The organism is Paenibacillus albiflavus, from assembly GCF_004344915.1.
GTDB classification, from domain to species: Bacteria; Bacillota; Bacilli; order Paenibacillales; family NBRC-103111; genus Paenibacillus_AM; species Paenibacillus_AM albiflavus.
This window is the reverse complement of record NZ_SKFG01000014.1, coordinates 93,193-117,758: the sequence shown is the minus strand read 5'-3', so window position 1 is coordinate 117,758 and position 24,566 is coordinate 93,193. Positions and strand designations below refer to the sequence as shown.

Annotated in this window: 42 protein-coding genes; all 42 read right to left on the bottom strand. The window is 42.1% G+C overall.

Features of this window, described 5'->3' with window-relative positions; all coding sequences use genetic code 11:
• Window positions 1-42: 42 nt before the first annotated feature.
• The 42 genes from E0485_RS15215 to E0485_RS15030 all read right to left on the bottom strand — a co-directional run bounded on the left by E0485_RS15215 (window position 43) and on the right by E0485_RS15030 (window position 24,418).
• On the bottom strand, window positions 43-264 hold the full coding sequence (locus E0485_RS15215; protein WP_132418916.1) for a hypothetical protein: 222 nt from the start codon (window positions 262-264) through the stop codon (window positions 43-45).
• Window positions 264-1,379 carry a tail fiber protein gene (locus E0485_RS15210; RefSeq protein WP_132418915.1) on the bottom strand — a complete coding sequence of 372 codons (1,116 nt, stop codon included), beginning with the start codon at window positions 1,377-1,379 and terminating at the stop codon, window positions 264-266. The genes E0485_RS15215 and E0485_RS15210 overlap by 1 nt, the downstream gene beginning before the upstream one ends.
• Before the next feature lie 12 nt (window positions 1,380-1,391).
• The gene (locus E0485_RS15205) at window positions 1,392-2,033 is read right to left on the bottom strand and encodes a hypothetical protein (RefSeq protein WP_132418914.1); all 642 of its coding nucleotides are present in this window, start codon (window positions 2,031-2,033) and stop codon (window positions 1,392-1,394) included.
• Window positions 2,026-3,204, bottom strand: coding sequence for a baseplate J/gp47 family protein (locus E0485_RS15200; protein ID WP_132418913.1), 1,179 nt, complete (start codon window positions 3,202-3,204; stop codon window positions 2,026-2,028). The genes E0485_RS15205 and E0485_RS15200 overlap by 8 nt, the downstream gene beginning before the upstream one ends.
• Entirely contained in the window at window positions 3,197-3,553 is a 357-nt protein-coding gene (locus E0485_RS15195; RefSeq protein ID WP_132418912.1) for a GPW/gp25 family protein, read from the bottom strand. The genes E0485_RS15200 and E0485_RS15195 overlap by 8 nt, the downstream gene beginning before the upstream one ends.
• Window positions 3,541-3,906, bottom strand: a complete 366-nt coding sequence (locus E0485_RS15190) for a Gp138 family membrane-puncturing spike protein (protein WP_132418911.1) — start codon at window positions 3,904-3,906, stop codon at window positions 3,541-3,543. Before E0485_RS15190 ends, E0485_RS15195 begins: the two co-directional genes overlap by 13 nt.
• Complete coding sequence (locus E0485_RS15185; RefSeq protein ID WP_132418910.1) at window positions 3,903-4,670, bottom strand: phage protein; 768 nt, start codon at window positions 4,668-4,670, stop codon at window positions 3,903-3,905. Before E0485_RS15185 ends, E0485_RS15190 begins: the two co-directional genes overlap by 4 nt.
• On the bottom strand, window positions 4,667-4,990 hold the full coding sequence (locus E0485_RS15180; protein ID WP_132418909.1) for a phage baseplate plug family protein: 324 nt from the start codon (window positions 4,988-4,990) through the stop codon (window positions 4,667-4,669). The genes E0485_RS15185 and E0485_RS15180 overlap by 4 nt, the downstream gene beginning before the upstream one ends.
• Window positions 4,978-5,439, bottom strand: a complete 462-nt coding sequence (locus E0485_RS15175) for a phage baseplate protein (protein WP_132418908.1) — start codon at window positions 5,437-5,439, stop codon at window positions 4,978-4,980. Before E0485_RS15175 ends, E0485_RS15180 begins: the two co-directional genes overlap by 13 nt.
• A 4-nt stretch (window positions 5,440-5,443) precedes the next feature.
• Window positions 5,444-7,423, bottom strand: coding sequence for a phage tail tape measure protein (locus E0485_RS15170; protein WP_132418907.1), 1,980 nt, complete (start codon window positions 7,421-7,423; stop codon window positions 5,444-5,446).
• 51 nt (window positions 7,424-7,474) lie between these two features.
• Window positions 7,475-7,657, bottom strand: a complete 183-nt coding sequence (locus E0485_RS15165) for a hypothetical protein (RefSeq protein WP_132418906.1) — start codon at window positions 7,655-7,657, stop codon at window positions 7,475-7,477.
• The gene (locus E0485_RS15160) at window positions 7,641-7,925 is read right to left on the bottom strand and encodes a hypothetical protein (RefSeq protein ID WP_132418905.1); all 285 of its coding nucleotides are present in this window, start codon (window positions 7,923-7,925) and stop codon (window positions 7,641-7,643) included. The genes E0485_RS15165 and E0485_RS15160 overlap by 17 nt, the downstream gene beginning before the upstream one ends.
• An 11-nt stretch (window positions 7,926-7,936) precedes the next feature.
• Window positions 7,937-8,329, bottom strand: coding sequence for a phage structural protein (locus tag E0485_RS15155; protein WP_132418904.1), 393 nt, complete (start codon window positions 8,327-8,329; stop codon window positions 7,937-7,939).
• 13 nt (window positions 8,330-8,342) lie between these two features.
• A complete protein-coding gene (locus tag E0485_RS15150; protein WP_132418903.1) occupies window positions 8,343-9,356 on the bottom strand; it encodes a DUF3383 family protein in 1,014 nt (337 codons plus the stop codon).
• Window positions 9,356-9,838 (bottom strand): phage neck terminator protein, encoded by a 483-nt coding sequence (locus E0485_RS15145; RefSeq protein WP_132418902.1) that lies wholly within the window; start codon window positions 9,836-9,838, stop codon window positions 9,356-9,358. The genes E0485_RS15150 and E0485_RS15145 overlap by 1 nt, the downstream gene beginning before the upstream one ends.
• On the bottom strand, window positions 9,831-10,169 hold the full coding sequence (locus E0485_RS15140; protein ID WP_132418901.1) for a hypothetical protein: 339 nt from the start codon (window positions 10,167-10,169) through the stop codon (window positions 9,831-9,833). The genes E0485_RS15145 and E0485_RS15140 overlap by 8 nt, the downstream gene beginning before the upstream one ends.
• On the bottom strand, window positions 10,156-10,650 hold the full coding sequence (locus E0485_RS15135; RefSeq protein ID WP_132418900.1) for a phage virion morphogenesis protein: 495 nt from the start codon (window positions 10,648-10,650) through the stop codon (window positions 10,156-10,158). The genes E0485_RS15140 and E0485_RS15135 overlap by 14 nt, the downstream gene beginning before the upstream one ends.
• A complete protein-coding gene (locus E0485_RS15130; RefSeq protein WP_132418899.1) occupies window positions 10,647-11,189 on the bottom strand; it encodes a phage head-tail connector protein in 543 nt (180 codons plus the stop codon). The genes E0485_RS15135 and E0485_RS15130 overlap by 4 nt, the downstream gene beginning before the upstream one ends.
• Window positions 11,190-11,203: 14 nt before the next feature.
• Window positions 11,204-12,382, bottom strand: a complete 1,179-nt coding sequence (locus E0485_RS15125) for a phage major capsid protein (RefSeq protein WP_132418898.1) — start codon at window positions 12,380-12,382, stop codon at window positions 11,204-11,206.
• 47 nt (window positions 12,383-12,429) lie between these two features.
• Window positions 12,430-13,026, bottom strand: coding sequence for an HK97 family phage prohead protease (locus E0485_RS15120; protein ID WP_132418897.1), 597 nt, complete (start codon window positions 13,024-13,026; stop codon window positions 12,430-12,432).
• Window positions 12,995-14,302 (bottom strand): phage portal protein, encoded by a 1,308-nt coding sequence (locus E0485_RS15115; RefSeq protein WP_235857588.1) that lies wholly within the window; start codon window positions 14,300-14,302, stop codon window positions 12,995-12,997. The genes E0485_RS15120 and E0485_RS15115 overlap by 32 nt, the downstream gene beginning before the upstream one ends.
• Window positions 14,303-14,308: 6 nt before the next feature.
• The gene (locus E0485_RS15110) at window positions 14,309-14,497 is read right to left on the bottom strand and encodes a hypothetical protein (RefSeq protein ID WP_132418896.1); all 189 of its coding nucleotides are present in this window, start codon (window positions 14,495-14,497) and stop codon (window positions 14,309-14,311) included.
• 11 nt (window positions 14,498-14,508) lie between these two features.
• On the bottom strand, window positions 14,509-16,227 hold the full coding sequence (locus E0485_RS15105) for a terminase large subunit (RefSeq protein WP_132418895.1): 1,719 nt from the start codon (window positions 16,225-16,227) through the stop codon (window positions 14,509-14,511).
• Window positions 16,227-16,760, bottom strand: coding sequence for a phage terminase small subunit P27 family (locus tag E0485_RS15100; protein WP_132418925.1), 534 nt, complete (start codon window positions 16,758-16,760; stop codon window positions 16,227-16,229). Before E0485_RS15100 ends, E0485_RS15105 begins: the two co-directional genes overlap by 1 nt.
• Before the next feature lie 79 nt (window positions 16,761-16,839).
• A complete protein-coding gene (locus tag E0485_RS15095; protein ID WP_132418894.1) occupies window positions 16,840-17,100 on the bottom strand; it encodes a hypothetical protein in 261 nt (86 codons plus the stop codon).
• Entirely contained in the window at window positions 17,097-17,453 is a 357-nt protein-coding gene (locus tag E0485_RS15090) for an HNH endonuclease (protein ID WP_132418893.1), read from the bottom strand. Before E0485_RS15090 ends, E0485_RS15095 begins: the two co-directional genes overlap by 4 nt.
• On the bottom strand, window positions 17,443-17,748 hold the full coding sequence (locus E0485_RS15085; RefSeq protein WP_132418892.1) for a hypothetical protein: 306 nt from the start codon (window positions 17,746-17,748) through the stop codon (window positions 17,443-17,445). The genes E0485_RS15090 and E0485_RS15085 overlap by 11 nt, the downstream gene beginning before the upstream one ends.
• A 418-nt stretch (window positions 17,749-18,166) precedes the next feature.
• Window positions 18,167-18,553 (bottom strand): hypothetical protein, encoded by a 387-nt coding sequence (locus E0485_RS15080; RefSeq protein ID WP_132418891.1) that lies wholly within the window; start codon window positions 18,551-18,553, stop codon window positions 18,167-18,169.
• On the bottom strand, window positions 18,531-18,671 hold the full coding sequence (locus E0485_RS25940) for a Com family DNA-binding transcriptional regulator (protein ID WP_407944853.1): 141 nt from the start codon (window positions 18,669-18,671) through the stop codon (window positions 18,531-18,533). The genes E0485_RS15080 and E0485_RS25940 overlap by 23 nt, the downstream gene beginning before the upstream one ends.
• Before the next feature lie 139 nt (window positions 18,672-18,810).
• On the bottom strand, window positions 18,811-19,356 hold the full coding sequence (locus E0485_RS15070; RefSeq protein WP_132418889.1) for a site-specific integrase: 546 nt from the start codon (window positions 19,354-19,356) through the stop codon (window positions 18,811-18,813).
• Window positions 19,353-19,484 (bottom strand): hypothetical protein, encoded by a 132-nt coding sequence (locus E0485_RS25710; protein ID WP_268957583.1) that lies wholly within the window; start codon window positions 19,482-19,484, stop codon window positions 19,353-19,355. The genes E0485_RS15070 and E0485_RS25710 overlap by 4 nt, the downstream gene beginning before the upstream one ends.
• A 227-nt stretch (window positions 19,485-19,711) precedes the next feature.
• Window positions 19,712-20,176: an ArpU family phage packaging/lysis transcriptional regulator gene (locus E0485_RS15065; RefSeq protein WP_132418888.1), complete on the bottom strand. Its 465-nt coding sequence runs from the start codon at window positions 20,174-20,176 to the stop codon at window positions 19,712-19,714.
• Between the two features lie 89 nt (window positions 20,177-20,265).
• Window positions 20,266-20,577: a hypothetical protein gene (locus E0485_RS15060; RefSeq protein WP_132418887.1), complete on the bottom strand. Its 312-nt coding sequence runs from the start codon at window positions 20,575-20,577 to the stop codon at window positions 20,266-20,268.
• A complete protein-coding gene (locus tag E0485_RS25160; protein ID WP_165921199.1) occupies window positions 20,570-20,710 on the bottom strand; it encodes a hypothetical protein in 141 nt (46 codons plus the stop codon). Before E0485_RS25160 ends, E0485_RS15060 begins: the two co-directional genes overlap by 8 nt.
• 35 nt (window positions 20,711-20,745) lie before the next feature.
• Complete coding sequence (locus tag E0485_RS25705; RefSeq protein WP_268957582.1) at window positions 20,746-20,874, bottom strand: hypothetical protein; 129 nt, start codon at window positions 20,872-20,874, stop codon at window positions 20,746-20,748.
• Window positions 20,871-21,086 carry a hypothetical protein gene (locus E0485_RS15055; RefSeq protein WP_132418886.1) on the bottom strand — a complete coding sequence of 72 codons (216 nt, stop codon included), beginning with the start codon at window positions 21,084-21,086 and terminating at the stop codon, window positions 20,871-20,873. The genes E0485_RS25705 and E0485_RS15055 overlap by 4 nt, the downstream gene beginning before the upstream one ends.
• Window positions 21,087-21,145: 59 nt before the next feature.
• A complete protein-coding gene (locus tag E0485_RS15050) occupies window positions 21,146-21,388 on the bottom strand; it encodes a hypothetical protein (RefSeq protein ID WP_132418885.1) in 243 nt (80 codons plus the stop codon).
• 52 nt (window positions 21,389-21,440) lie between these two features.
• Window positions 21,441-21,614, bottom strand: a complete 174-nt coding sequence (locus E0485_RS25155; protein WP_165921198.1) for a hypothetical protein — start codon at window positions 21,612-21,614, stop codon at window positions 21,441-21,443.
• Between the two features lie 63 nt (window positions 21,615-21,677).
• The gene (locus E0485_RS15045) at window positions 21,678-22,049 is read right to left on the bottom strand and encodes a nucleoside triphosphate pyrophosphohydrolase family protein (protein WP_132418884.1); all 372 of its coding nucleotides are present in this window, start codon (window positions 22,047-22,049) and stop codon (window positions 21,678-21,680) included.
• A gap of 28 nt (window positions 22,050-22,077) precedes the next feature.
• Entirely contained in the window at window positions 22,078-22,809 is a 732-nt protein-coding gene (locus tag E0485_RS15040) for a MerR family transcriptional regulator (RefSeq protein ID WP_132418883.1), read from the bottom strand.
• A gap of 19 nt (window positions 22,810-22,828) precedes the next feature.
• Complete coding sequence (locus E0485_RS15035; RefSeq protein ID WP_132418882.1) at window positions 22,829-23,260, bottom strand: hypothetical protein; 432 nt, start codon at window positions 23,258-23,260, stop codon at window positions 22,829-22,831.
• Window positions 23,261-23,416: 156 nt separating this feature from the next.
• Window positions 23,417-24,418 carry a phosphoadenosine phosphosulfate reductase domain-containing protein gene (locus E0485_RS15030; protein WP_132418881.1) on the bottom strand — a complete coding sequence of 334 codons (1,002 nt, stop codon included), beginning with the start codon at window positions 24,416-24,418 and terminating at the stop codon, window positions 23,417-23,419.
• Window positions 24,419-24,566 lie beyond the last annotated feature (148 nt).

Sequence of the window (24,566 nt, the reverse complement as noted above, 5' to 3'; positions counted from 1 at the left end):
TCATCCTTATGCGTATAAATATATCGCTCGCTGTCGTGGCGCTTATTCTAGTTCGCTATTCACTCTTGCGGTAATTGTAGTAATCATCTCATCCTCATCAACAAGAAAAGGAATTTCTTCTTTCTTAAATCTAAATAGTTTCTCATTACCATCAACACTAGCGTTGATTGTTCTTCCATTGTAGTGTTCTCCGACTGCTCGTGTTGGTTGCCCGACTTGTGGGTTTTTAAACTGGATTGTGCTCTTCCGAATAATAATTTCCATTAGACTGATTCCTCCATATTTGTTATTTCTTCTACTTCCATAATCTCGTCTACTTCAAACACATAAGTTTCACCACGCCAGCTCTCGCCGATCTCTCGCTCTACACCTTTGACGTGCCAATCTTGTACATTATCATCGTTACGAGTACCAATGACGAGGGCTTTGTACTTTCCTGCTTTTTCGCATGTTACTTTAAGTGTATCACCTTCAACAACCCCATAAGCTCTGCCAAAATGCAAATGACCATTTACCCACACGTCTACATTGGTGTTTAAGTGCTCAAAGTAATCTGGCAAATGTATCTCTACAGTTTGGCTATCTTTTGTTGCTTCAAGAGTATAGCGATAAAGTGTGTCGCCAGGCGTTGGGCTCTCAACAGCTCCATGTCGTATGACGTGCGTATTTTTCTTTACTGGATGAGGATGCGGTATTTCAAAATTTTTAGTACCTTGGACGGAAAATGATCCAGGAACTAACCAAGTATCTGTATTTCCATTACCAGAGCCCAAAATTCCCTGCGAATTATTCAATGCAGTTGCGTTACTTCCAAGTGCTACCGAGCCTGCTCCTTCTGCTGATGACAAAGGCCCAATTGCTATACCAAATGCTTTTGTGGTTTTTGCGTTACCACCTAGTGCAATTGACGCCAAGTATGCATTTGACTCTTGACCTATTGCGACAGCACCACTGTCTGAGCTTGATTTTTTCCCCATCGCAACTACGTCACTTACTAATTTATCATTAACTTGTTTAACTGCATTAGCGGTAGCAGCTAGCGTCTCACTTGTACTCGTTACACTGCTTGATAACTGCACATGTCCCTTTTTAGTCAAAGACGCATCTTCCGCCAAATGTGCAGCAAAGTCACTTTGTTTAGCTGCTCCAATTTGTTCAGGCGTTACGTTAATATCAAGCTCAGATATTTTTTGATCAACATAGCTTTTATCAGCCGCCTGCTCCTGCAGCTCTTTCAAAGCTTCATATGTTGTATACTGCTGCCAGTTAAGCCAATCAGCAGGTGGGTGGTCTTCTACTTCCCAACCAATATTCAATTTTGATAACGGCGGCTTAATCCCCGGTGCATTCCACATCGGAAGTTCTTTCACAAATCCCATCAGTATCCCTCCTTAAATCGGTAAATCTACGTCGTTACCTGGAACATAAACTATCCCTAAAGTTCCGCCGGTTGTCATGCTTACATCAGCTAATCCAAGTTGGCTTTTCTCTATTTTATTTCGAAATGAGGATAGTCTGAATGTTCCAGGCATTTCAATTTGTGCGACACGTACACCAGCTGCAACAGTCCGCTGCACAATTCGAGCGAATTGATAAGGCGACATACCCACAGCATTTAAGCGTGACACTGGCAGCCGTATGAGTCCGATCGCTGCTGGCTCAGGTTCTGATGGATCATTCCATTTCTCTTTAATTCGTATTTCAGCCGGATCACAGTCCAGAGCCAAGGCCAATACATCAATAATTGTATTTATGTCGCCACGAGACAAATTTCGAGCAATCTTTGACTTAATCAGTACCCGGTAAACCTCGTCAGTCGATGCACCACGAGGCTGTACGATATTTTCACCAATCCGATCGAGTGTAACCCCGCGAGCCTTATCAATATCTCGCCATTCTCGCATCGTCTCAAATGTATCTCCAAGGTCTTTTAACTGTTGCTGCAAGATAGAAATAAGACGTCCTAAATTGCTGTTTGGTTTTTTATTGTAGTTGTCCGTGAGTTTTGCAAGAAACGCTTTCAAGCTAAACACTATGAACCACCTCTATTTCTGCAGCAGATGTCTGTGCTACCTGAAAAATGGAGATGTTTATATTCTCTGACCGGTGAGCTTGTCCATTTACCTTGATCTCGTATGAGACGTCTGTTGTTCCTTCTACCTTCAATGCAGTTGCTACTAGTTGAGAGAAGACTACACTTTGACCCATGTTCAGTCCTACATAAATTGACCCATCCTCATCATTTCCACCAATGTACCGAACAAGTTCGCTACATATACGGCGATCACCGTCAATCGGAAAACGGTTATCAGTACCAATTAACACTTTCAAGCTGATTCTAACCTCTTCAGCGCGACTGAATTTAACTGTATGCGGCTCGCCAGCAATATCCTTTCGGATAATCTCAATATCACCAAACGGCTCAATTCCAGCCGCCTTGGTATTGAGAATGGTTTGTGCGATATCGTTGTCATCCCCACCTAACAAATAACATTGAAATGACTTACCAGGACGTCCAGCGCCGTCAGTTTGTAAGGAATTGTTTTCCACAACTGCTGCAGCACGGACACCAAATACTCGCAATAATGCCCCTCGTAATGAATCCAGCGTGGCCGCACCGCCACCAGCAACAGATAGGCGAAATCGTTCGCGAAATTCTGAATCTGTCTCCTTCTCGCGTCCGCCAGTTGAAGGTGCAGGATTTGTTACCGCTGTAATGTCTGGGACCGGATTGATTATCTCTGTAATGGTTCCGGCTGCAACATTGCTTTGTATACCTGGTTTCTTCCCCCTGACCTTGACCATTCCTCTCCCGTTGCTTTCAAGAGTAATGGAATTGAGCGTTTCAAACAGCACTCCGTTCTTTGTACCGAAGACTGTGCTAATCGCGACAGTGTAACCAGCCGTGCCTTCAATTTGCACTTCTCCGGTTGCCGGCCGCTGCGGTATGCGTGTAATGCCAACATACGCACCTAGTCGGTCTAAGCTAGTGCCGATTGCTGTGCCAACGTATGCGCTATTGTAAACGGACTCGGCGAGTGACCATGCCATTGCGAGGAACCAGGCAAATATCCGCAAAATAATACCAAGTGGCGATCGTACAGCAGTGTTTACTTGTTCCCCGAACGCTTCGCGAGCTTTTCCCTCCATTTCATCGAATAAGTCAGCAAATCTCCTACGTTTAAATCCCCGTTCGTCAAGCATCTACTTTCACCCCGCTTTCTATCCTGCTGCCATCTTTTCCGGTAGCAATAAAATAGATCGCCAGCTCACGAGCTCTGCGATCCCGATTAATCGTTATAGATTCGACCGTTGCGATTTCAGGAATTTGTCCCAACCCCTCACGTACAACCGCTCGCGCTTCGTCGTCTGTCACGCCTTTACCGAGAAGCGCCTTGAAGTCGATGCCGTGCGATGGATTCAAGAACCATTCCCCGATGTTCGTGCTTAATACACGGTCGGCGCATTGATCAATTTCGTGTTTGCCTTCGACGGTAACAAGCTCACCATTTTCAAATACGATATCGCCGTCGATCACCTTTAAAGAGAGCACGGAAACACCCCCACAATGACCGCATCATTTATGTCATGTTTTCTTGACGTAGCTGGAGAAGCAGACTTCCCAGAAGATGATCTTTGAATGTCAGTGTCGCAGCACACGACAAGCACAACATCACCATTCTTTAACGCTGGCTTATAGACTCGTTCAACACCATCTACCTCTAAACGCTGGCCTAGTGCCGATACGTCTTGAATAACAGGCTGCTCAGCGCCATCTACCTTTACAAGAGGCTGTACCGTTGCTGTTTTACCATCAAACGAAATAACACGACATGGAATTGCGACATGTAGAGATCTCAACTCTTTATCGATCCATGCCGTCAGAAACCTATCAATCGCATTCAATATATCGCCTCCATTTCTGTTGTGAACGTTTGAATATTGAATGTGTGCTTGCCAGCTCTGACATACAGGACAGCATTTGCAATTCGCGACTGCAACTGCACGATTGATCCTTTCGTGACGGGATGGCTAAACTGGCTTGTCAGTTTATACCCCTTGCCTCGTTCATCTTCGAACGGCTCCGGGTACCCAATCAGTCCCGTATCTGGTGATAGGACAAGGACGCTACCTTGTGTGGATACCGGTGTAACAACAAGCTGACCGCGATCAATATATGCCTTTGATCCGCACTCTCTCGCGACTTTACGAATGATATCGAGCGGCATGCCATTGACAGCATAACCTGAATTAAAAACTACGTCCTTAGTCACAAGTTTTGCAATCGGAATGCCAGCTGAAGCAGCTAAATCGCGAATAATATAATTTCCGTTCGTGCCCTTGGCGTATGCTTTTTGTACCGAACTTCCTATAATTCCATCGATAACATTTATAGTAGTAATTTTATCTGGTCCCATGAACTGCGTCGCAACTTTTGAGATCGTTCCTACTAAGGTAACACCGACATCTCCCTCATACCCTGCATTAATTACGACAGCTGTACTGCGACTAAACCGCGCGATTGTAGATTCAGTCAAGTTGTAGATTTTAATTTCACATTCATCCGGTGTGCTTTCATCCGTAAATGGAATTGAAAACTCGATGGTAAACGAATTATTAGCGAATTTTTGATCACCGATTGTCACCTCTACGAAGCGCTTGAAATTCATAAGGCACCATCCTTTTCAACGACAAACAAGAAGACGGATTCGCTTAAATTCGACCATGTAACCACTGTCTCATTGTTAGCCTCGTCACACGGAATTAAGTCGACACTCGGCAAACGTGTATCTGAAAAATCAGCAAAAAGCGGTGAGCCATATACAAGTTGCTCACCGCTTACAATCAATTCCTGATCCTTGTACAAATCAACGGAAAAGGAGTCTGATACCGCATTATAGTCGACTAAAAATGAAAATAGCTCGCTACAAAGCACGATTTCGAAACGGTATGGGATCATGTTTTTTTTGATTTCAATTACTCTTCCCATATCGACTTACCGCCTTTCCCCGATCCTTTTTCGACCGGTTGCTTTCGCCCAGCATCAGCTACTTTCGCAACTTGAGTCCTTACCTCAAATGACAAACCACTCGTATATTCTGGAGTTGCAATTCGTATTTCAACTAGAGACATGGTAAAGCCACATCCATTGGCCGTTTTGTAACCATGATCAGTCGAAAATGACTCTATGACGCCAGAAAACAAGTTCCTGCCGACATATTTCACGATTTCGCCTTTCGACCATAAATCAAGAATCCTCTGTCGACGTTCAGCGGCATCTGAACCTAGAATAAACCCGCTGATTTTTAGTGTTTTGGCGCGTTGCCTGACATGATCAGTTAAACTGATTCCAGACTCTACAGGTTGCTCAGTTACATCTGATGCATATTCTGGTGATTCTTTCTCGGCCATGATCTGTATATCATTTATCTTCGCCAAGCAATCAACCCCCTTGCGGTACGAGCCCGTATCTGCGCATTAGACTCTCGAATACGTCCTCTACTTGTTTCGCTACGCTTTGTCCTACGTTGGCATCGCCGCCGTTCACGCTTATTTGAAATACCGGACTAATCTCAGCGTTGCTATTTGATGTGTTGTTCGTTACTGTCGATGGAGACGATGAGGGTGTAATGCTAGATAAATAGTCGTTATCGCGATATGGCTCAACAGCCGAATCAGCCACTTTTTCTGACGCCTGAACGACGCTGTTGTTCTCTTCCATCCCGACTGCTAGACCTTCCGATGTCCAGAAACCAACTTCCATCATTAGACGAGAAGGCGATTTGATACCAAAGAAGTCGCAAAATCCGTCTTTAATAGAAGATCCGATATCCTTGATCGTATCCCAAATAGCACCAGCGGCATTTTTGATACCGTCAATCATACCTTGAAGAATATTCTTTCCAATCTCGAAAAGGTCGAAGTCCGCAAAGAAATCCCCAATCGCATTAAATATTCCGAAAATCCAATCTTTAAAGGCATTCCATTTTTCGCTCAGCCAATCGGAAATGCTACCCCAGTTCTTGAAAACATATATAACTCCAGCGATAGCAGCTCCAATTGCTACAGCAATGGCGATGATTGGTAACCAAGGGGCAATCGCCGCCCATCCAGCGGTTGCTGCAGCCCATAAAGATGGAACAAGAGCTATACCGATAACAAGTGCGAACCCGCCGAGTGCAGGTCCGAGAATATCAATATTTCGCGTAAATAATCCGATACCTTCCCAGACGGTTTCGATAACTGGCCCTAGTACTGATCCTAACGCATCAGCTAGGCTTTCAACGAACGGCATAGCTTTCTCTATGCCAGAAGCAATTTTCGAAATAAACTCCCCAACCTTAGGAATCCATTTACCGAATGTGTCCAGCATCTTCTTGCCGATCGGCTCTAAAGCGATCATCATCTTGTTTTTAAATGTATTCCATTTGTCGCTTAGTGTCTCTGTATCAGCGTAGGTCTGATCAATGGCACCGGAAGAATTTTTTATTTGATCAACTAACGATCCGAGCTCGAACCTTCCTTCCCTAATTGCCGCAGCCATGTCTGGTCCTGCCTTGGCCCCAAAAGCCTCCATAGATAGTGCCGTTGCTTCGCCGATCGTCTTCGCTTCTTGGATTTTCTTCGTAATAACATCAAATGCTTTGCGCGTATCCTTAACTCCGTCTTTCGCCATTTTACCAAGAGCGATACGCATTGAACCGGCAACAAGCTCAGTATTGACTCCTTCTTTTTCCCACTTTGCCATTAGTCCTGCGGATGTGTCGAAGTCGAACCCGAGCTGACGAAGAGGGCCGCCATACTTGGTGAGGTTTTCGGCAAGTGATGTTATACCAGCACCAGTTTGTTGGGACAGGACAAATAATTTGTCCAAAGTTGCCCCACCCTGATCTGCTGCCATAGACCAATCACCCATCATGCGAGGTACAGATGATGACAATGCATCCGCCCCTTCTGTGGTTAAGGCGGTAAGGCTTAATATTTTCCCCGACATATCTTCAAGCAGAGGTCCAGTTGCTCCTGTTCTCGTATTGATGTCAGCCATGACTTGTGCTACTGTATTCAAATCATCAGGAACATTAGCGCCAAGGTTGCGATAACTTTTCAACAGTCCGTCTAATTGTTCTCCTGTCGCCCCTGTCCCCGACTTGATAATTCTGAATGAATCTTCTGCCTGTACGCCAGCTTTATAGGCTGCGACTCCAAACCCTGCGATACCAGCAACAAGTGTTCCTCCAGCAATCCTCCCAACAGTTGTAATGGATTTACCAAGCACTCCGAATTTGCTGTTGGTTTGATCGGCTACATTGCCAAGTCCAAATGTCTTGCTTTTGATTCCATCAATTTGTTTATTCGCTTTGGTTAGCTCATTGCTTGCTACTTTAAATCCAATAGCAAACATCAGATTACCGATTGCGCCCATGTATTAACCACCACCTATGCAAAAAAGAAGAAATAGCACCCGATATGGACACTATTTCTTCTTCTGCTTCTCAATTAGTTCGATGTGGATATCTAGAGCTGCATTCGCTTCTGCTAAATCTTCCGGGCTCATTTTATCGAGGTCGGAATAGGTGATATTCATATCACTCAACAGCAGCCGCCACATCGCCCAATTCCGTTGAGCTTTTTCACGTGCCTCAGCCTTCGTCAGCATTGCTTTTATCGTCGTCTACACCTTCCATAAAAGACGCCGCAGCTCCGATTACATCGTTGAATTCTTGTTTGTTATCACCAAAATAATCCCATGTAATCTTAGGCGAAACGATGACATGCTGCATCATTTCTTCAGCGATTTTATATTCCTGCTGTACACCGTGCTTATTTTTACATCGATCGCTGATCTGAGATGCCGATCTTACACCAGGATGCTGAAACGTATATTCTTTTCCGCTTTGCGAGACATATTTCCTTTGTTTAAACATTGTTTTCACTCCTATTCGAATTTAAGATCAAGCGCTTGGATTTCATATTCGCGGTCAGCAACTTCTTTACCATAAGAACGAGTCGCTGGTTTCTTTACGAATGCCTCTGTTGCTGTTGCCGTCTCCTTTGGATCGCCAGCATAAATCACGCTGATCGGAAACAACTTACCAGAGTTTGCTAAGCGATCTAGCATTGATACTTGAGGGCTTACAGAGAGTAAAGTGACTTTAATCGTACCAAGATTGTTATTGATTCGCGCCACAGCTACGTCACCCTGCGCACCTACTTTTGCTTCCTGATTGTCTTCATCCTTATCGACCTCGACCATATCTTCACCGAGCCCTGTTAAGTATACGCCACCGACAATGACGGTCGTATTCTTTGGATCATAAACTTTTGCCATTAGTCATCTCTCCCTAGTATCGGACTACTCCGTTAATTCTTGCCCCGTGTATTGCACCAGCGAGCTCGTACCAAAAGTTTCCCTCACGGTAGACGCGTTTTGCTCGATCTTCCGGATCAACGGCTTCTCGTGGCTTGAAGTCAGTGCCATACAAGCCAATACCGTCTGCATCATTCGCGATAATTCCTTGATTGTTTGCGCGCTGTAGGACAGATTTGACAATACCTTCAATCAGCGAAATTCCTTGTGTAGTGTAAGGAATTTTGCCTGAGTTATTAAGCAGTTTTTGCACTTCGTATTCGATAGTAAACTTGACGAAATCATTTGAATGAATGACGTCGATGTACTCGCCAGATACAGTCTTTCCTTCGCTTGTCACGTTGTCGCCAGATTTTATGACGTATGTGATCGCACCAGTATCATGAATTGCACGAAGTTCAGTAGCATCGATGTCAAGCGGTTGAATCCCTGCCAGTGTCTTGAATTTCCATGTTACCGAACCAACAGGGGCGCTTCCAGCACGTCCAACGAGAGCAGCGTCAGGATAATTGTTCGTAGTGGTATGGTAAAAAACAGCGGTGTTGTCATATTTCTTATCCTTGATCGTTTGCGCTTCTTCCTTGCTGCTCGACCGCGCAACAAAAATCTTTCCTTTTGCCTTCTCAATTTCGTCAGCAAGTTCGATGATGCTTGCGACCGTATCTTTTGTGTAAATTAAGAAATACCAATCGCGATCATAGACAGATTTCAATCGATCGGACAACGTTTCAGTCGCTGCAGCAGTACTGTTGTGACAAGTTATAGCGATTTTAGCAGGTGCGTAATCTCCTTGTGCGAAGATCGCTTCTGCAGCCTTGTATTCGTCCGTACCTTTGGCATAATCAACCTCGACCATATCTAGGTCGGAATACTCTTTGTAGTCCTTTCCTCCAGACTTAGAACCGAGAATAAGCGGTGTGCCGAATCCAATTCGTCCTCTCGGTTTTTGTACGTCAATGACGACAATTACGTCACTTATAGATGCCATTATTTGAATACCCCCTTGGTTTCAATTTGTTCAATCGTTTCTTTTGAAGTTGAAACGATGCTTAGTACCCGAATACGCACATCAAAACCGTTCCGTCTCTCCCATTCATCCCCAATCTGAATGTCACGATTGCGTATGTCACCTACATCCACCGCAACAAGTCCAGCATTATTCAGTGATTCATAGCCGGACACGCGAAACCAATCATGTGCGCGCATCGCGTTATCGATGCTCCCCTGCCGTGTATCCGCATATGAGTTCATACTAATCAGCATTTCCGGCTGCTCAATGTACCCCATGTCGATACCGCTCATATCTACGACTGGGTAATAGTCAGGGTAAATTGCTGCTGTCGTGAAATTGAATGCGAGAAATGGGTACGGCGGGATCAGTGAAGACTCATTTGCTTCGATTACGAGAACATTAAGATGCGATTCTAGTCCGTCTGCGATTACTGCTCGAATTTGATCAAGATCAACCATGTGTAGTCACTCGCTTTGCAAGATACTTCTTAAAGTCGGCATATTCGGAATAATCCACGGTCTTATCGATCGTAAAAATCCCTCCATCTCGCTCAATCTGATCTCCATTATTGAGCGGAATGAGCGAATAAATCGCTCTATCATCCATCGTGTAACGACCACCTTCGAGTTGTAGAAGTCTAGCGTCGATTGGTAAAATGACTACTTCTAATGTGATGCGCTCTGGAGGTAATTCTACATATTTTCCGCTTTTCCATTTTCCTGATTTACGGATAAGTATGCACTTCACGGTATAGCGCTTGATTATGTTTGAAAATCTACTTTTTCGCACTTTTTGGCCTCACCTCGAATTGAATCGCTTCACGCATCTGATTTGTATTTATAAGTGGCTTTGTATTCCTATCTTTTTTGCGCGCAATCGTTTCCGGTTTAAGTGGCGGATCTTGGAGCTTATCGAAATAGGTAGTAACCCGATCAATAGCTATTTCACCAATCGCACTCATAAAAGCTTGAACATCTTCACCGTTTTCAACCACACCATTGATTCCATTACGTACAATTTTTGATATCTTGGCTGAACCTTTTACCATGCCAGCGCGTAGAAACGATCGTTCTGGAATACCTTTCTTCACCGATCCGTACTCTTGGATCGCTGCCACCTGAGCGAGTTCATTGTCATCAGAAAAAACGCCAACATATACTTCGTTCTTAATAAGTTCTTTCAACTGTTCGAGAATTGCCGGTATTTGATTCGTTTCTTCGACGATGATATTCGCCTTACGCGTTCGCTTCTTCTTCGGTTTTACACTCATACCCATCTACCTACATAAGGATTAAGCAATGAGATAACTACAGCTGGCAACTCACCTTCATAGTCTGAATAGGAAACAGAGATATCTCCAACTCGTTCCGATTTCACACCAACAGGCGTGTTTACAAAATGCTGGACAAGGAAGATACAGGCAAGCTCCACCGCCTCAGGAAGTGTACGCGGATTATCAGTAGTCGCTTCGCTCGGAAGGACGTAGCCTGCCTCGTATGTCACCGTGAGGTTGTGTGCTCCTGATGGCCATTTATCTCGGTATACCATCCCATCAGATAATATCTGATAGCCATTTACTGGCTCATTACCATTTTTGATTGATGTTATCTCTATTACCGGATAATTCCGGAGGCTGATGTAATTCCAACCACCGGAATGTATTTCGATATATGTTTGCCGCCTGAATGATCGCTTGCAGTGGTTCTCAACAGCCTGTGAAGCAGCGAGGATTTGAAGTGTCAGTGTGCCATCCTGGGAATCATCCTCAACGGATAAAACCTTTTTGACCTTTTCAAGCGTAGTCAACATGCATGATCACCCCATTACGGAAGGGAAATTTCGCCGTATATCATTGCCTCATCGTCCCACTTAACAACATCTTCACGATCAATGACGCGTGTCTTCGTAGTATTCGTTTCAAACGCTTTGCCACCGATGTTTGTCGTCAATATGCTGATTTCTTGACGGTCAAAGATAACTACGGATTCCTGAAGATCACCGATAATCATTGGTGCCTTCTTCGTAGTTGTGCCAGAAGTCGGTAACAAACGATTCGCCATAACGACAACAGGTTTTCCAAAGATTAGATTACGCGTTGGTTGTGTAGGGTCAGGCTGCAAGAGCGGACGACCGAAACCGTCTTTTAATGTGTCCAAGAAATTATATCCATCTTGGTTAGTTACGATAATCGCACTGGACGCGATCAATGGATCCAACTCTACGTTTAATACCTTTTTGATGTCGTCAATTCCGGATAATGCAACTTTCTTGAATGTTTTCATGATGTCGAGAATCAACTTGTTATCTGTAATGATTTCCTTACGAGCAATCCATTTCGCAATGAAAGAAAGGATGTTTTCCGGGCTGTCAGCAAGAAGGTTATTCGTCAGCGTCATGATACCGCCGTAATCCTTAACGGTGAATGGAACTTGCTTCACCTTCGGGTTGTCAAGGTCGGATAGTTCCGTATTTTCAGCCGTGATTTGTGTTAATGGAGTAATGTCAGTGAATTTTTCCAACACTCTTGAACCGCTCAACGTTGATACGGGAACCATAGTTACATAATCAGATAATGCAACGTACTGACGTTTAATCTCGTTAATCATCACTTGAATATCAGGTGGTATTAGGAATCCGCCATCTTCACCAGAAGTAGAGTTCATTGCCCGTCGCTCAGAAAGAATGGACCGTTGTTGATTCGTTAAATCTTTCCCACGAATCAATTGCACGAATGCATCACGATGTTCACGGTTTAATTCTTCAACTGAACGTGTTGAAGCTCCAGGCTCAACAATTGGCGCGACAGCAGTTGGATTAACCGTTTGACTCATGTGGCCTTGCAGTTCTCTCGTCTCAACGAGCACGTCCAATTGGCTGCGCATCTCTTTCGCTTCGTTTGTAGCTTTACGAGCTTCTTCTGTCTTTCCTGTTTCTGCTAAATTGCGGGCTTCTTCTAATTTCGCTGCCAGCTTCTGTCGTAATTCGCGTTCTTTTTCATCCATGGATAATTACCTCACTTTATGTTTTTTGGAAAATAAAAAATCGATCACTAGGCAATGCCTAAAAGATCGATCTCAATCAGTAATTTATCTAATTCTTGTTTTCTTCTAAGCTCGTTCTTGTAGTTTTCGAAACTTCGATTCGAGACAAGTGATTCTGCCTGCACATATGCCGCATAGGTAACCACGCTGACATCGTATATTCGTTTGATCTTTGTGATTGTTCGTTTATACATGCCTAAATTGTGGTCATAATCCCAATTGTCTCCGTCATTATCGTAGTCAACCTGAAATGCGAAGCTAGATTGATTGACGTCGCCACGCTCCATGACTACGATTAGGTCATTTGCGTATGTTGTATCGGGAGGATCTGTTTCGTAACGCAAACCGAAATCGTCGACCGATAACTTAAGAGTTCCTGAAGTGTTGCGTCCCAATACCTTACTACTTTCGTGGTCGATCAAACATCGAACGTCGCTCATGTCTGCCTGATCTAGAGCGCCTGGTTCAATTCTTTCAATGAAACCTCCAAGATCTTGGGACCAAACTCCGAAGCGTAAGCCGTAACCGATTATTTTACGCCCACTGCTATCGTCATTGCTACGCAATTCCACTTTATTGTTCAGTAATCTGCGTTCCTTCTCCATCGCTGCCACCACCCCCTTTCCCGCCAAGTCCTGCTTTCGCTAATTGGTACTTCTCCAAGTTGTCCAACGTAGTGTAGTTGAGGCTGATGAGATGCTTATCTCCGTTATTACCGATGTTATCTGCCTCCAAGAATGCACGAACTTCATTAATCGTATAAACACCCATCTCGATCATTAGCTTGTAATATTCTGCAAGACTCTTGCTATCACCACGCAGTTCGCTTGTTACATCAAACTTTGTGTAATAACGTTTTCGTTCCAATGGTGTGAATAATTTTCGGCGGATCTCTTGTTCCCAATTAACAAAGATCGGTGTTAGCGTATTCTTGACGTACTCAAGCGACTGGTGCTCAATGTTGCTAAATGTAGCCTTATCCAACAGTCCGAGTTTGTGCGGTGGAATTTTGTAAATTTTCGCTACTTCTGAAATACCGAATTTTTGTGTCTCGATGAATTGTGCATCCGCAAGAGGCATACCAAGTGCTTGGTATTCCATTCCTGCATCTAGAATGGCGATCTTGTGTGCGTTGGAAAGTCCAGTGTGAAGCTTTTGCCATTCCTCCCTTGCTTTGTCTTTGGCAGGCTTATCGAGTGGAGTTGGCACTTTTAATACACCGCTAGTCGCCGTACCATTGGAATAGAAAGCTCCCAAAAACTTATCCGAAGACTGTTGTATACCTAACTTTTCGCGAATGACAGCAATAGGCGTAATACCTTTCAGACCGCTTGTTCCGATTGCTTTAAAATGCAAAATATCTGATGCAGGAATCTTTCTTGTTTCGCCACCTGGAAACGGGAATGTTGTTACATACCATATTGATCCATTAGTGAGATCAAAGCGTATATCAGTCAATGCCGGGTGCAGTGGGAATAATGAAACAGGCCTACCGTCTGGACCCCACTCGATGTAACTGTATGAGTTTCCCCATGTAACAAGGTGCATCTCAACTGTCTCTTTGTACGTGTAAGCTGTCATGTACTGGTTTGGTTGCCAGCCTAATAGTTCTGCTACTGGATGTGATTCATCACGCTCAAGCCCGTTCTTCTTTCTTCTATACAACTGAATAGGCAGCTTTCCAATGTCACCGCCAAGTATTGAGGCGCACGTATACACATTAGAGTTAAGCGGTGCTGTATTAGCTGTCACCACTTCTCCGCTTTGTGTATTTGATCCACCCATAAGGTCAATAAGCCAATCAGCAGGATTAGTAAAACCTGAAATTCCCGGAATATCGGCTGTGATACCTCTTTTTTCAAGTAATTGCCGAAAAATCAATCATTTTCACCCCTTTCGTGGTGTTTTTCGGCTCAACAAGTAACCTATAGCGATGGAAATAACCCCAACTGTGTACCAACCTGCAATTATGTTTAGGTAGAATGTTGCTCCGATGATAGCGGATAAGCCCGCTAAAATAAAAAAATCTTCTGCAAATGCCAACAGAAGACGCATAATAATAGCTATTTTTTTCATAATTTCACCGCCTAGAATCCGAAGTCCTCACTCATGATATGCTTATTAAGATCAGCAGCAACGGCATCGAACATCGCTTGAACATGTGCGTTAATTGTTGCAGCCGCAGGGTCAATACGTTGCGTTGACTTTTTTTTGCTAAGCATGATGTTGTCATTTTGATCCTTTTCTGTCACTGCATTACCTAAGGCAAAAGCTAAAACCGGATTCTTATCATGGATTACTTTCTTCTCTAGTACCATTTCGCGAAAGTTCTTAGTAGGCTCAGACAATGTCTTCATTCCTTGTCTAATCTCCACCATAACAAACCCTTTTGTCTCCATATTTTGAGCAAATTGAGTTGCGTTGTAAGGGTCATAACAAATCTGCTTGACGACCCATCCGTTTTCATCAATCATTCGCTGAACATATTCCTCAATGAAACGATAGTCTACTACTGCTCCAGGTGTCTTCGTTATCCATCCTTGCTGCTCCCATAAATCATAAGGGACTTTATCTGTGCGTTTCTTAGTCTCCAATGTTTCCTCTGGCATGAATGAATGACTAAAAACAGATACACGACCATCTTCTAGAGGGAATACAAACGAAACGCTAGTCAAGTCAATCTTAGAAGACAAGTCTATCCCGACATAACACTCTTTCCCTCGTAATTCCGGTAAATTCTCTGGATTAACAGCGCACAATGCCCAACGATCCATGCGCATATACTTATTTGCCCCACCATTTACCCAAACGTTCAAATTCTTTGTTAAAAAATCGTTCATTTTCTCTGGTGCATTGATAGCATTCTTTAAACGTTTACGGATATTATCTCTACCGGCTGGATATGAACACACAATTGGGTTCGCTTTTTCCCAAACAGACTCATCCATAATGTCATCTATTACGTTTCCGTCTTCGTCTTTATCCAGTTCATTAACCATAGCAAAATATTCATCATTTTCTATCGGGTTATTAGGATCTAATAACTTAGATACCATTTCATACTCTACCCTATAGCACGGATTATTCAGCTTTTCGCCTGCGGTAGTAATGATCATCATTAATGGTTGGACACGAGCCATCATCCCTGAATCGATTACATCATACATTTCCGTAGTCTCATGGGCATGATATTCATCAACTATGCCACATTGAGGATTATATCCGTCCCCTTTTTTACCATCTTCTTTACTCAACGGCTTAATTATTGATTGGCTGTTTTTATGTGTAATAACCCCATATGATGTTTTGAACTTGTCCTTCAATTCAGGACATCGCTTAATCATGACATCTATTTCATTCCATACGATTTTAGCTTGATCTTTTTTGGTAGCAGCGCAGTATACTTCTGCCATTCCTTCATCCATAGCCGCTGTTTCATAAGATCCTACACATGCAAGACTTTGAGATTTAGCGTTCTTCCTGCCAACTTGCCAATATCCGTACTTAAATCGTCTATACGAAGTGCTTCTATGCACCCAACCATATATGTTTCCGAAGATAAATACTTGAATTTCATGAGGGTTAATCTTTTCACCTTTCAATATTCCTTTCGTATGGCGAAAAAGAGTCATCCACTCTAAAAACCTCAGTGCCTTATCTTCGTCAAAGATGTACGGGAATTCATCTGTATTCTCTCGTTCAACGTCCCGCAAAAACCTCATACAAGCCCATTTATGCTTTTGACAAGCTACAATTTCGCCATTGATTACGTCTCGAGAATAATCAATTATATATTGTTTAAGCACTATACATTACCGAATCTTTCATCAAATGCTGTTTTCGGTTTTTTATCTTGTTTGGGAACAACCAATTTACATCTTGACGAAATTGTAAGTCCAAGATCACTAGCAGCTTGACGACATTGTTTAAATAGCTTGTCTTGATTCAATAGGAGATCCGAATAAATACCACTTGCAGCTTCTTTGATAGTTGTGTTTGGAATCAATTCACCATCAACTTTATCATCTTCTTTTACCTCATATTGAAGTACAGGACTTCTCGCAAGAAGAGCATTGGTAACTTGAAGATACATTTTACGGGCAATTAAATACCGCGCTAATGCATCAACATCCAAATTTGACATGATGCCAATCTTGACCAACTCTTTGGAGATTTTATTGAATTCTTTCTTCAATTCCTTATCCAAATAAGAAGGCGCCGAGACTTTGTCAACCGGCGCCCTTATTTCTTGATCTTTCCGTTGCTCTATTTCTTGCTTGGTCAAATTCTTCTTGCCTTTGTAAAGCAATAGATCAATCGGTTGCCTTGGCCTCGCCATCATACCGCCTCCTTTCCGAAAATTCATTTAGGGAATTTTTTTTACATTATTGGGGGGCACGCTCTCCGTTGATACTGTCTTAGCTTTCAATGCCCGGGGGGGTTCCCCTGTGTTCAATGTTTAAATCATTGTCAATTGACTTACATAAATTAATCGCTCTAAGAAAGATATCTTGATGTTCATTATGACTAATAATTCCTGATGTACGCATCGGACCTGCCTCTGTTAACAACAACCTTAGCTCACACAGATACTCGATCTTCGTACTTATTTGTTTCTCGTACTCCGCTATCTCCTTCGGTGTTCCTTCTAAGACTATCTCACCTATCGTAGCCTTCATCTTCCAAATCCCCCATCCTCTTTCGCGGTCTTCCTGTCATGACACTGCTTATTCAATGCTTGGTGATTGCGTGGGTCCCAGAACAAAGTAATATCTCCCTTATGGGGTACGATATGGTCCGTTACCTCAGACGGTAGCGGAATGACAGCTTGCTTGCATTCATCACACATGCATAGCGGATGCTGTATAATAAACTGTTTGCTGTACTTCGCCCACCGTCTGCCGTATAGATATTGATATTCCTTGCTTGCATATCTTTGATTTGCGAGGTGTTTATGTCCGTCACAGTATCTTTCAGTCGTAAGTTCCCTACAACCTGGTATACTACATGGTCTTTTAGGTTTACTCGGCATAACTAATTCTCTGCTTAATCATATTAATCTTTTTCCTTCGATCTAATACTTGGCTGACCAATATTCGTTCAATTTTGCGCTGCTGTTTCTTACGCTGCCGTTTGGACTTAGGTTTTATATGTAACAAAGGTCTTATCTTTGACCAATAGATGCGGTCACGTAGCACTCTGAATACATTGGTAATCGCTTCAGCTAACTCGTTGAAGTATCCCTTTACTTTTTCCACTATGCTATTAATTGCATCGATCTGTTCTCTAGTGAGCTGCATTCCATTTGAACAAACGCAAATCATCATGCTCTACGCTCCTTCCTATTACGAGGTCCAGGTTTGGACCTTCCTTTGGTTATCTTAATGAGCCACTTAATGAATCTCATGCGATCACCCTTTATACCAATTTGGTCGACTGCGTTCATCTGCTAATCTTGCAATCCTAGTTTCGTACCTCAAGCATTTCCGACAGAAGAATGTATCCTTTTGTTCATAATGGTCGTTGTATGAACCTTTAATCATGCTGAACTCAGGATAAAGATACTCGTAATCGTGCTCACATGGTTTGGTCTGTACTGCGCTTTTCCATCCATTTTGCGGTGCAGGAGCTGTTGGTTTATTGATCATTTACAACACCCTTTCGAGACATAATAAAAAGGCCCAGCATCCAGCAGCCGTTTTATTGGCATACTGAACACTGGGCCTCTTGGGTCTCTGGTTCATTTTATAATATTTGCTTTAGAACATTCCAAAGTGTATCGCATAGCTCCTTTTCAATAGCTACTTTTGATATACCATCTTTTCTTGCAGCAACTTCCCATTCATCTTTATATGTGCTCATGGAAATGCCACAACCATTTGACTCTAATAGATCGATCATCTGACCAATCGATAAGAACGGTAGTGCTTCTCCTGTATAATAATCTTCAAGAAAGTCTCTGTGTCCTGAATAAATATGTGGACCTTCGTATCTGGTTAAGTCGTCATACTTAACTTTGACTACATAAACATCAGAAAGTCTTGGCGGGCTTCCATACCACCATTCCCGTACTTTTTCTTTCTGCTGTTCTGCCAATTCATCCAATTGTTCAATCGCAATCCTTTGTTTCATGGGCTTCATGAGCCTCCTTATGTATATTTAACGTTTTACACCGTATGCATACAATCTCTGCTCTTCCTTCAATCTTACCAAGAAGCTTGTTGCACTTGCTACACCTAAATTCCTGCATCATCTCCACCTCTTTCGTAACCATCTCAATTATCCATATCTTATATTGTGATGAACTAGATAAACTCTGTTATCCTAAGAACCACGCTATATTTCAGACTTCTTATAAATGAGTTCATTGTTATATTAAATATGGATAATTAAACTCTAAATTTACGTGTAGCATCGTTTATTGTATCCTGCACAATACCAATGTAACGTAACGTGAATGCAGGATCAGAATGATTGAATATCTTCTGAAGCATCGCAATATCATTTGTTCTCTTATAAAAAAAATATCCGTAAGTTTTTCTGAGTGAATGTGTCCCGATTCCGTTTACTTTGTACTTCTCACCAAGCGCTCGTAAAATCCTATATGCCATATTGCGCGTAATAGGCTTATTCACGCCTTCTCTGCTGATGATAAGGAACTCATCTTCATCTCTATCATTCACTAGCTCCAACAACTCACGACGGACAGTTGGGTTCATTTCAAATGTCTTCTGTTTCCCTGTCTTTATTTCTGTCATGTAAAGCTCTTTACGCTTAAGGTCACGTATCCTAAGTTGTAGAATATCGGATATACGCAAACCGGTATTAATTCCTACTTCAAAGAGAATATAGTTTCGTAGATTCTTTCTTTTTAGTAGGTCCTTCTTGATAGCTGCAATTATTTCTGGATCTCGAAATGGCTGTACGAACTTCATTTATTCGTATCACCATCTTTGATGCACTTCTGTTTCCAACAATATTGCACGCCTTCCCATCTACCTTCAACGCAGCCTTTACACTTTTCAGGCTGCTTAGGCGGATCTTTAACCTGTATATTCTTCACGCGACTCCCTCCCCTTGTCCCATATGCGTGATTCTTCCCAATGCAAAAAGAGTCGCACTAGGCGACTCTTCTGCATATACCAATTTATTTTCCCTGTAAAGTGTGCTAATTCCGATGCCATCGGTCAGTACAGAGTGGCTTTTTCTTGATAATACTACTATATCACGGTTTTTCCGTCATTGTCGGACAAAATCAGGACATGAAGCGGACATGAAGCGGACATGATTTTAACTTGCTTCTTCGTCCACTAATACCACCAATCCTAGTGTATTAGCCAATCGATATATAGCCAATGACTTTATGCGTCTATAATGACGGTCAGAATATCCAAGCTGCAGCGCTACCTCTGTGTCACTTACGTTATCATCATCTAAGTATCGCATTCGCACTAGCTGCTGCTGTAATGTGCCTAACCTATTGACAGCTCTCTCAGCACGATCTACATGCCGACTGCGGCGTTCTGACTCGTCTACATTTTTAATAGCGATATTTGCTACTGGAGAGCTAACAGCGTATTTATCTCTAAATTGAGGTTCATAAGCTGCTGTTATCTTCTGTTCCATAGGAATGTATTCTGTTACCTGGTATTCCCTAGCTTCAATCAAGTATTTCTCAACTGCTCTTTTTGTTGCATCCTCATCGATCCGATAAATGCTCATTGATATTTGTACTGCTCTTTTACCTTTACCCATTCCCCTCACCATCCCTTATATGTTAAGATATTGGTGAGAACGTATATTCTCCCTGTCGCCTATCCCCATAGAGTCAGGGAGATTTTTATTTATGTACTTAATAGTTCTGGGTTATCGTAGATGTTTCCGACCACTGTACCGCCAGCCCCTCGGCAGTAATGTATTGCTGTGGCTCCACAGTATGGGCAGCTTTGCTTACTTGTACCTTCTACTGGTAAATTGATCTTTGCCCAATGAGTTACCCATCCTAATAAAGATTCATTGCATTTCCATCCATAACAAAGATTTGGCCCAAGATGCATATGCTGCGCGATAAGTACGACTTGACCATTTGTTACAAGGTGGTTGACATGGCTTTCAATTTCCCTACTGTGTCGATCGTATTTTATCCATTCAATCATTCTCATGTACCTCCTCTTTACTCTTATAAGCATCTAGCCAGCTATCAGGTGGTGTTTCAGAAGTTCTAATAATCTGACCATGTTCATCTATGGCGCACCACATAAGCTTCTGCACCCAAGTTGATTCTTTCATGGCTTTATCTGCTCTCTTGTATATGTCATAGTCTCTTACCTCCCAAATGGTCCATCTTTAAATGCCGAAATGAACATAATTCCGATTACTGCTAAAAAGATAATTACAAGTCCAAGAGGAATGCCAATCACCCACATCAACAAAATTGGAATAGTGAATGTCATACATGTATCCCCTCCTGTATGCGGTCTATGGCTTGCTGTACAAAGTCACAAATGCGATACGCTGCCGTTTCTTCTATTTCATTTTCTATTCTCTTAAGAGTGTTTAGTGCATCTTGGAGTTTGTTAAATAGATCAATAACATCTTGATCGCAATATTCACCTGCATCTACATATCTTTCGAATTCTTCACAACTCATATCTGTTAACTTCAATCTGTTCACTCTCCTTTATAGGAGAGAAGGAGTAGTGTTAGTCCTTCTCAATTTTTTAATTAAAATTCAGTTGAGAACACAATAAACGGTGTGCCATTCCAGTGATTTTCGAGTATTTCTCGAACAGGAATCTTTCTCTGCATAAACTCGTCTTCCCAAATCATTGCATCAAATGAAACTTGTTCACATTGTTCATCAGATTCCTCGCCAGTTGTTTCTAGATACCATTTCTTTGCTTGTTCCAATGATTCAGCAGCTACAGCATCACATTCATTCAGGCGATATACTTTCACATTTTCCATGAATAATCACTCCTTGTGTTTTGATCTCGCTATATCTTCGTACTGCGTCATATTAGAGACCGTAATTTTCTCCGAAATCCTCGATATGATCTTGGAAGAATTGTTCTAATTCTTCTAAGAATGTAGGGTCATCGTGCATTTGTTCAGCTACGGATTCAGCGTTACCAACATCAAGTTGTTCCAACATAAACTTGATCATTTCTTTCATCGCCATTCTTGGATTCATTCCAATCGCTCCTTTGAATTTAATTGCGCTTTATGTGTCTACTGTGTTTTGATCTTGCTATGATTAGATAACCTTCCCACCATGTCGTTGTGGTCGTGTTGCGTTGTATGCCATCTTCTCGGTGATTGCTTTCTCTAAATCGATTCCATAACGTCCGCATGCATCAAATACACGAATAACTATGTCTGCCAGCTCAGAAGGGATGCCGCAAGGCTTGCAATCCGTGGTAATTGGATCATTCAGTCTTGTTTTCAATTCTTTGTTTTCATACCAAACTTCGGTAATATCACGACCGTTCCGATAATCCTCAAGCGCCTCTGATGCTTCCGAGTGGATAAGCGCGATAATCTCCCCAAAACTACGATCTTCTTCCCACCATCCCTTATTTACTGCATTCTGGTGAGCATCTTGCACTAATTGGTTAATAGTTTTCATTTGTTATATCCCCCTATATAAGAGAGGTCTAAGCCTCTCGCACAATATCTTTCAAATCATAGATATATACTTCCATGTCTCGAATAGTGAAGTAACCTTCACTTCTATCAAAGTGATTTCTAGTTTTAAAGACAACAGCAGAAGGGAACCTTGATTGAATTAGCTTAATCACTCGACTTCTGTTATTGTCGTTATCCAGTAGCTCTGGACTTCTACCATACTTGTTATAAACAATTTCATACCCTTCTGCCGCCAACTGCTTTAACCGATCTTTTTTACTAATCTTGTCTGTTACAGGCGTTTCGCTGAACATTGAAATATGATCAAGCATGAAACAGAATCTAGCCTTGTAATGTCCATACTCAGTAAATTCCTCATCACTTACATGATGAAATCCATGTTTGTTCCACCAATTTGAAACAGTGCTTGCTAGATGCTTCAACTGCTCTGGAAGTCCATCCAGCGGTTTAGCTTCACCTAATTGTTTTTCCAGTTCACGAATCCTTTGATTTGCGTTTCTGATTTGCAGGTGACGTTCTTCCTTCTCCTTTGTTAAAGCACTCTCATAATTCAATTGCTTAGATATATCGCAGAAGTGCCCTTCGATTAAACTCGGAAGTATTCCAGCCATTTCTTCAGTTAGTGAATCACTCTCAACCCATTCATGAATCTGCTTTACCGCAAAGAATAGATCCTTTGTTGATTTTAAAAACTTTGCCTTTTCATCATCATTGAGCACGATTAATTTTTCTTGAGTCATCTTCTTTACCTCCCTATGGTTATGGTGCAATATCAAACATATCTATTTGGCCTGTTGCATAATCGGTCTTTATTTCTTCTGTCGCCATTCCTGACCACTGAAGTATCTTGATTTTTTTAAGCTTAGTGTAATCATCGATGCGTTCTTGGTAGAGCGGTATCAAAGTTTTGCTCAAATAATCGATTGTTTCGTTGTTCTTACGTTTTGGATTTCTAAGTAATTCTTGCAGTTGTTTATTTGCACTATCCAATTCCTCACCATCATACTTAAGTGCAGTATTACAGTTAGCGATACAATACAAGCGATTGAGTTCATCTCTTCGTCCCTCTGATCTAAGCTTGAGATACAACTCATTTGGGTAAATCCTGCCGTTTTCCGAATAGATGGCATTAACTGAAACACTGTATATTTGCTCGAATTTCTCAACAGCCTGCTCGATCAGATCAACCATTGTTGATCACTGGCAGCCCTTTTGCCTGTATAGTGTCAAGATGCATTGAATGCGATCCTTCACACACTGAACAAACAGGCTCATCAATCTTGTCGACTTCAACAGCGAAATAAGCTCCGCATTCCTCGTTAGTGCATTTATATAGGTCTAGGTGTATCAAGTTAATTCCTCCATTTCACATGCATCTGTAAAGCATCCGCAGCCGCCGATATCGAACATATCGATCTGCCCATCATTCTCAACTTCATAATGTAAATCTCGGATTGGATAAGGTTTTGAATCTTTCTTCATAAAGCTGTATTGCTGTATCTTCATGTATTCGCTTATTGCACTGCTTGAAGGGTGAATATAAAGCTTTGGTTTGTTAACTCGTCCATAAAAGTAATCTCGATAACAGTCATCTAGCTCTGCCAACATGTAATCCTGAACATGAGTTGGAATTCTATCTTCTTCAGGAACTTTGTCATTGGTAATGTATCGATAAGCTGAAACGCACATTTTCAAGTGATATTCTTGTTCCATGATTTCTTGAAATACATCAGGCATTTGCACTTTCAAAAGCTTGTAATGCCCTTGTCCAGCCTTTACACAGCGTCCGTTACAGTTGTTATGGCTGAATCCGTAATCGTACAGGACAGGTTGCTTGATATCGTATTTTTTCAATACTTCATCTGTCCAGATGTTATTGTCGATCAAAGGCATTTCAACTTCAAACGGCTGCCAGTTCTTCCGTATAGCTGACTCACGGTGCATCTCGTCAAATCCAATCCCGAAGTAAAGTACTGCATCAATCCTCACATCTTCGCCTTTTAGAAACTGCTTATTGCGCCATTCTTCGTGTTGCGGTTTTACACCTTTCTTCAAGAAATCACGAGCGACTTTCATCTTTAGAATCTTCGAGCAATCACCGATCATGCTGTTAAATACTAGCTTTTTCTCGAACATGAGTTGAACTGGATTAAGTCCGGCGCTGTGAATCAATAATGGTAGCTGCAGCTTGTCCGAAGACTCATTGATGAATCGATATAAATCTTCGTTTTCCCAGAGAGTGTCCGTGAAGTACAGGAGTATATTATCTTCTGGGTATTTGTTTTTAACGTAATCTGCTACTGCAAAGCTGGCTTTACCACCACTGAAGAAAATAATCCTGTTTGTCACTCTCTCCTATCTCCTTTCACTCACACAATAGATTTAACATTAACGTCAGATTTATAGTTTAAAATCTTTGTGTCATTAAGTTCCTTGCATTTATGCTTTGGATAATTGTAGTAGCTATATTTTCTCTTGCATGCTTTACATAAAACTC

Coding starts and splice junctions, on each gene's coding strand:
- E0485_RS15130 (WP_132418899.1), bottom strand. CDS start 11,189: ATGTTGACTACGCTTGAAAAGGTCAAAAAGGTTTTATCCGTTGAGGAT.
- E0485_RS15110 (WP_132418896.1), bottom strand. CDS start 14,497: ATGAAAAAAATAGCTATTATTATGCGTCTTCTGTTGGCATTTGCAGAA.
- E0485_RS15085 (WP_132418892.1), bottom strand. CDS start 17,748: ATGATGATTTGCGTTTGTTCAAATGGAATGCAGCTCACTAGAGAACAG.
- E0485_RS15155 (WP_132418904.1), bottom strand. CDS start 8,329: ATGGCAAAAGTTTATGATCCAAAGAATACGACCGTCATTGTCGGTGGC.
- E0485_RS15125 (WP_132418898.1), bottom strand. CDS start 12,382: ATGGATGAAAAAGAACGCGAATTACGACAGAAGCTGGCAGCGAAATTA.
- E0485_RS15070 (WP_132418889.1), bottom strand. CDS start 19,356: ATGAAGTTCGTACAGCCATTTCGAGATCCAGAAATAATTGCAGCTATC.
- E0485_RS15045 (WP_132418884.1), bottom strand. CDS start 22,049: ATGAAAACTATTAACCAATTAGTGCAAGATGCTCACCAGAATGCAGTA.
- E0485_RS15200 (WP_132418913.1), bottom strand. CDS start 3,204: ATGCTTGACGAACGGGGATTTAAACGTAGGAGATTTGCTGACTTATTC.
- E0485_RS15065 (WP_132418888.1), bottom strand. CDS start 20,176: ATGGGTAAAGGTAAAAGAGCAGTACAAATATCAATGAGCATTTATCGG.
- E0485_RS25940 (WP_407944853.1), bottom strand. CDS start 18,671: ATGCAGGAATTTAGGTGTAGCAAGTGCAACAAGCTTCTTGGTAAGATT.
- E0485_RS15215 (WP_132418916.1), bottom strand. CDS start 264: ATGGAAATTATTATTCGGAAGAGCACAATCCAGTTTAAAAACCCACAA.
- E0485_RS15170 (WP_132418907.1), bottom strand. CDS start 7,423: ATGGGCGCAATCGGTAATCTGATGTTTGCTATTGGATTTAAAGTAGCA.
- E0485_RS15145 (WP_132418902.1), bottom strand. CDS start 9,838: ATGGTTGATCTTGATCAAATTCGAGCAGTAATCGCAGACGGACTAGAA.
- E0485_RS15080 (WP_132418891.1), bottom strand. CDS start 18,553: ATGAAACAAAGGATTGCGATTGAACAATTGGATGAATTGGCAGAACAG.
- E0485_RS15050 (WP_132418885.1), bottom strand. CDS start 21,388: ATGGAAAATGTGAAAGTATATCGCCTGAATGAATGTGATGCTGTAGCT.
- E0485_RS15095 (WP_132418894.1), bottom strand. CDS start 17,100: ATGAAGGCTACGATAGGTGAGATAGTCTTAGAAGGAACACCGAAGGAG.
- E0485_RS25705 (WP_268957582.1), bottom strand. CDS start 20,874: ATGACATTCACTATTCCAATTTTGTTGATGTGGGTGATTGGCATTCCT.
- E0485_RS25160 (WP_165921199.1), bottom strand. CDS start 20,710: ATGAAAGAATCAACTTGGGTGCAGAAGCTTATGTGGTGCGCCATAGAT.
- E0485_RS15150 (WP_132418903.1), bottom strand. CDS start 9,356: ATGGCATCTATAAGTGACGTAATTGTCGTCATTGACGTACAAAAACCG.
- E0485_RS15135 (WP_132418900.1), bottom strand. CDS start 10,650: ATGAGTGTAAAACCGAAGAAGAAGCGAACGCGTAAGGCGAATATCATC.
- E0485_RS15160 (WP_132418905.1), bottom strand. CDS start 7,925: ATGTTTAAACAAAGGAAATATGTCTCGCAAAGCGGAAAAGAATATACG.
- E0485_RS15060 (WP_132418887.1), bottom strand. CDS start 20,577: ATGATTGAATGGATAAAATACGATCGACACAGTAGGGAAATTGAAAGC.
- E0485_RS25155 (WP_165921198.1), bottom strand. CDS start 21,614: ATGAATCCAAGAATGGCGATGAAAGAAATGATCAAGTTTATGTTGGAA.
- E0485_RS15165 (WP_132418906.1), bottom strand. CDS start 7,657: ATGCTGACGAAGGCTGAGGCACGTGAAAAAGCTCAACGGAATTGGGCG.
- E0485_RS15035 (WP_132418882.1), bottom strand. CDS start 23,260: ATGGTTGATCTGATCGAGCAGGCTGTTGAGAAATTCGAGCAAATATAC.
- E0485_RS15090 (WP_132418893.1), bottom strand. CDS start 17,453: ATGCCGAGTAAACCTAAAAGACCATGTAGTATACCAGGTTGTAGGGAA.
- E0485_RS15120 (WP_132418897.1), bottom strand. CDS start 13,026: ATGGAGAAGGAACGCAGATTACTGAACAATAAAGTGGAATTGCGTAGC.
- E0485_RS15185 (WP_132418910.1), bottom strand. CDS start 4,670: ATGAATTTCAAGCGCTTCGTAGAGGTGACAATCGGTGATCAAAAATTC.
- E0485_RS15040 (WP_132418883.1), bottom strand. CDS start 22,809: ATGACTCAAGAAAAATTAATCGTGCTCAATGATGATGAAAAGGCAAAG.
- E0485_RS15210 (WP_132418915.1), bottom strand. CDS start 1,379: ATGGGATTTGTGAAAGAACTTCCGATGTGGAATGCACCGGGGATTAAG.
- E0485_RS15180 (WP_132418909.1), bottom strand. CDS start 4,990: ATGGGAAGAGTAATTGAAATCAAAAAAAACATGATCCCATACCGTTTC.
- E0485_RS15100 (WP_132418925.1), bottom strand. CDS start 16,760: ATGGCGAGGCCAAGGCAACCGATTGATCTATTGCTTTACAAAGGCAAG.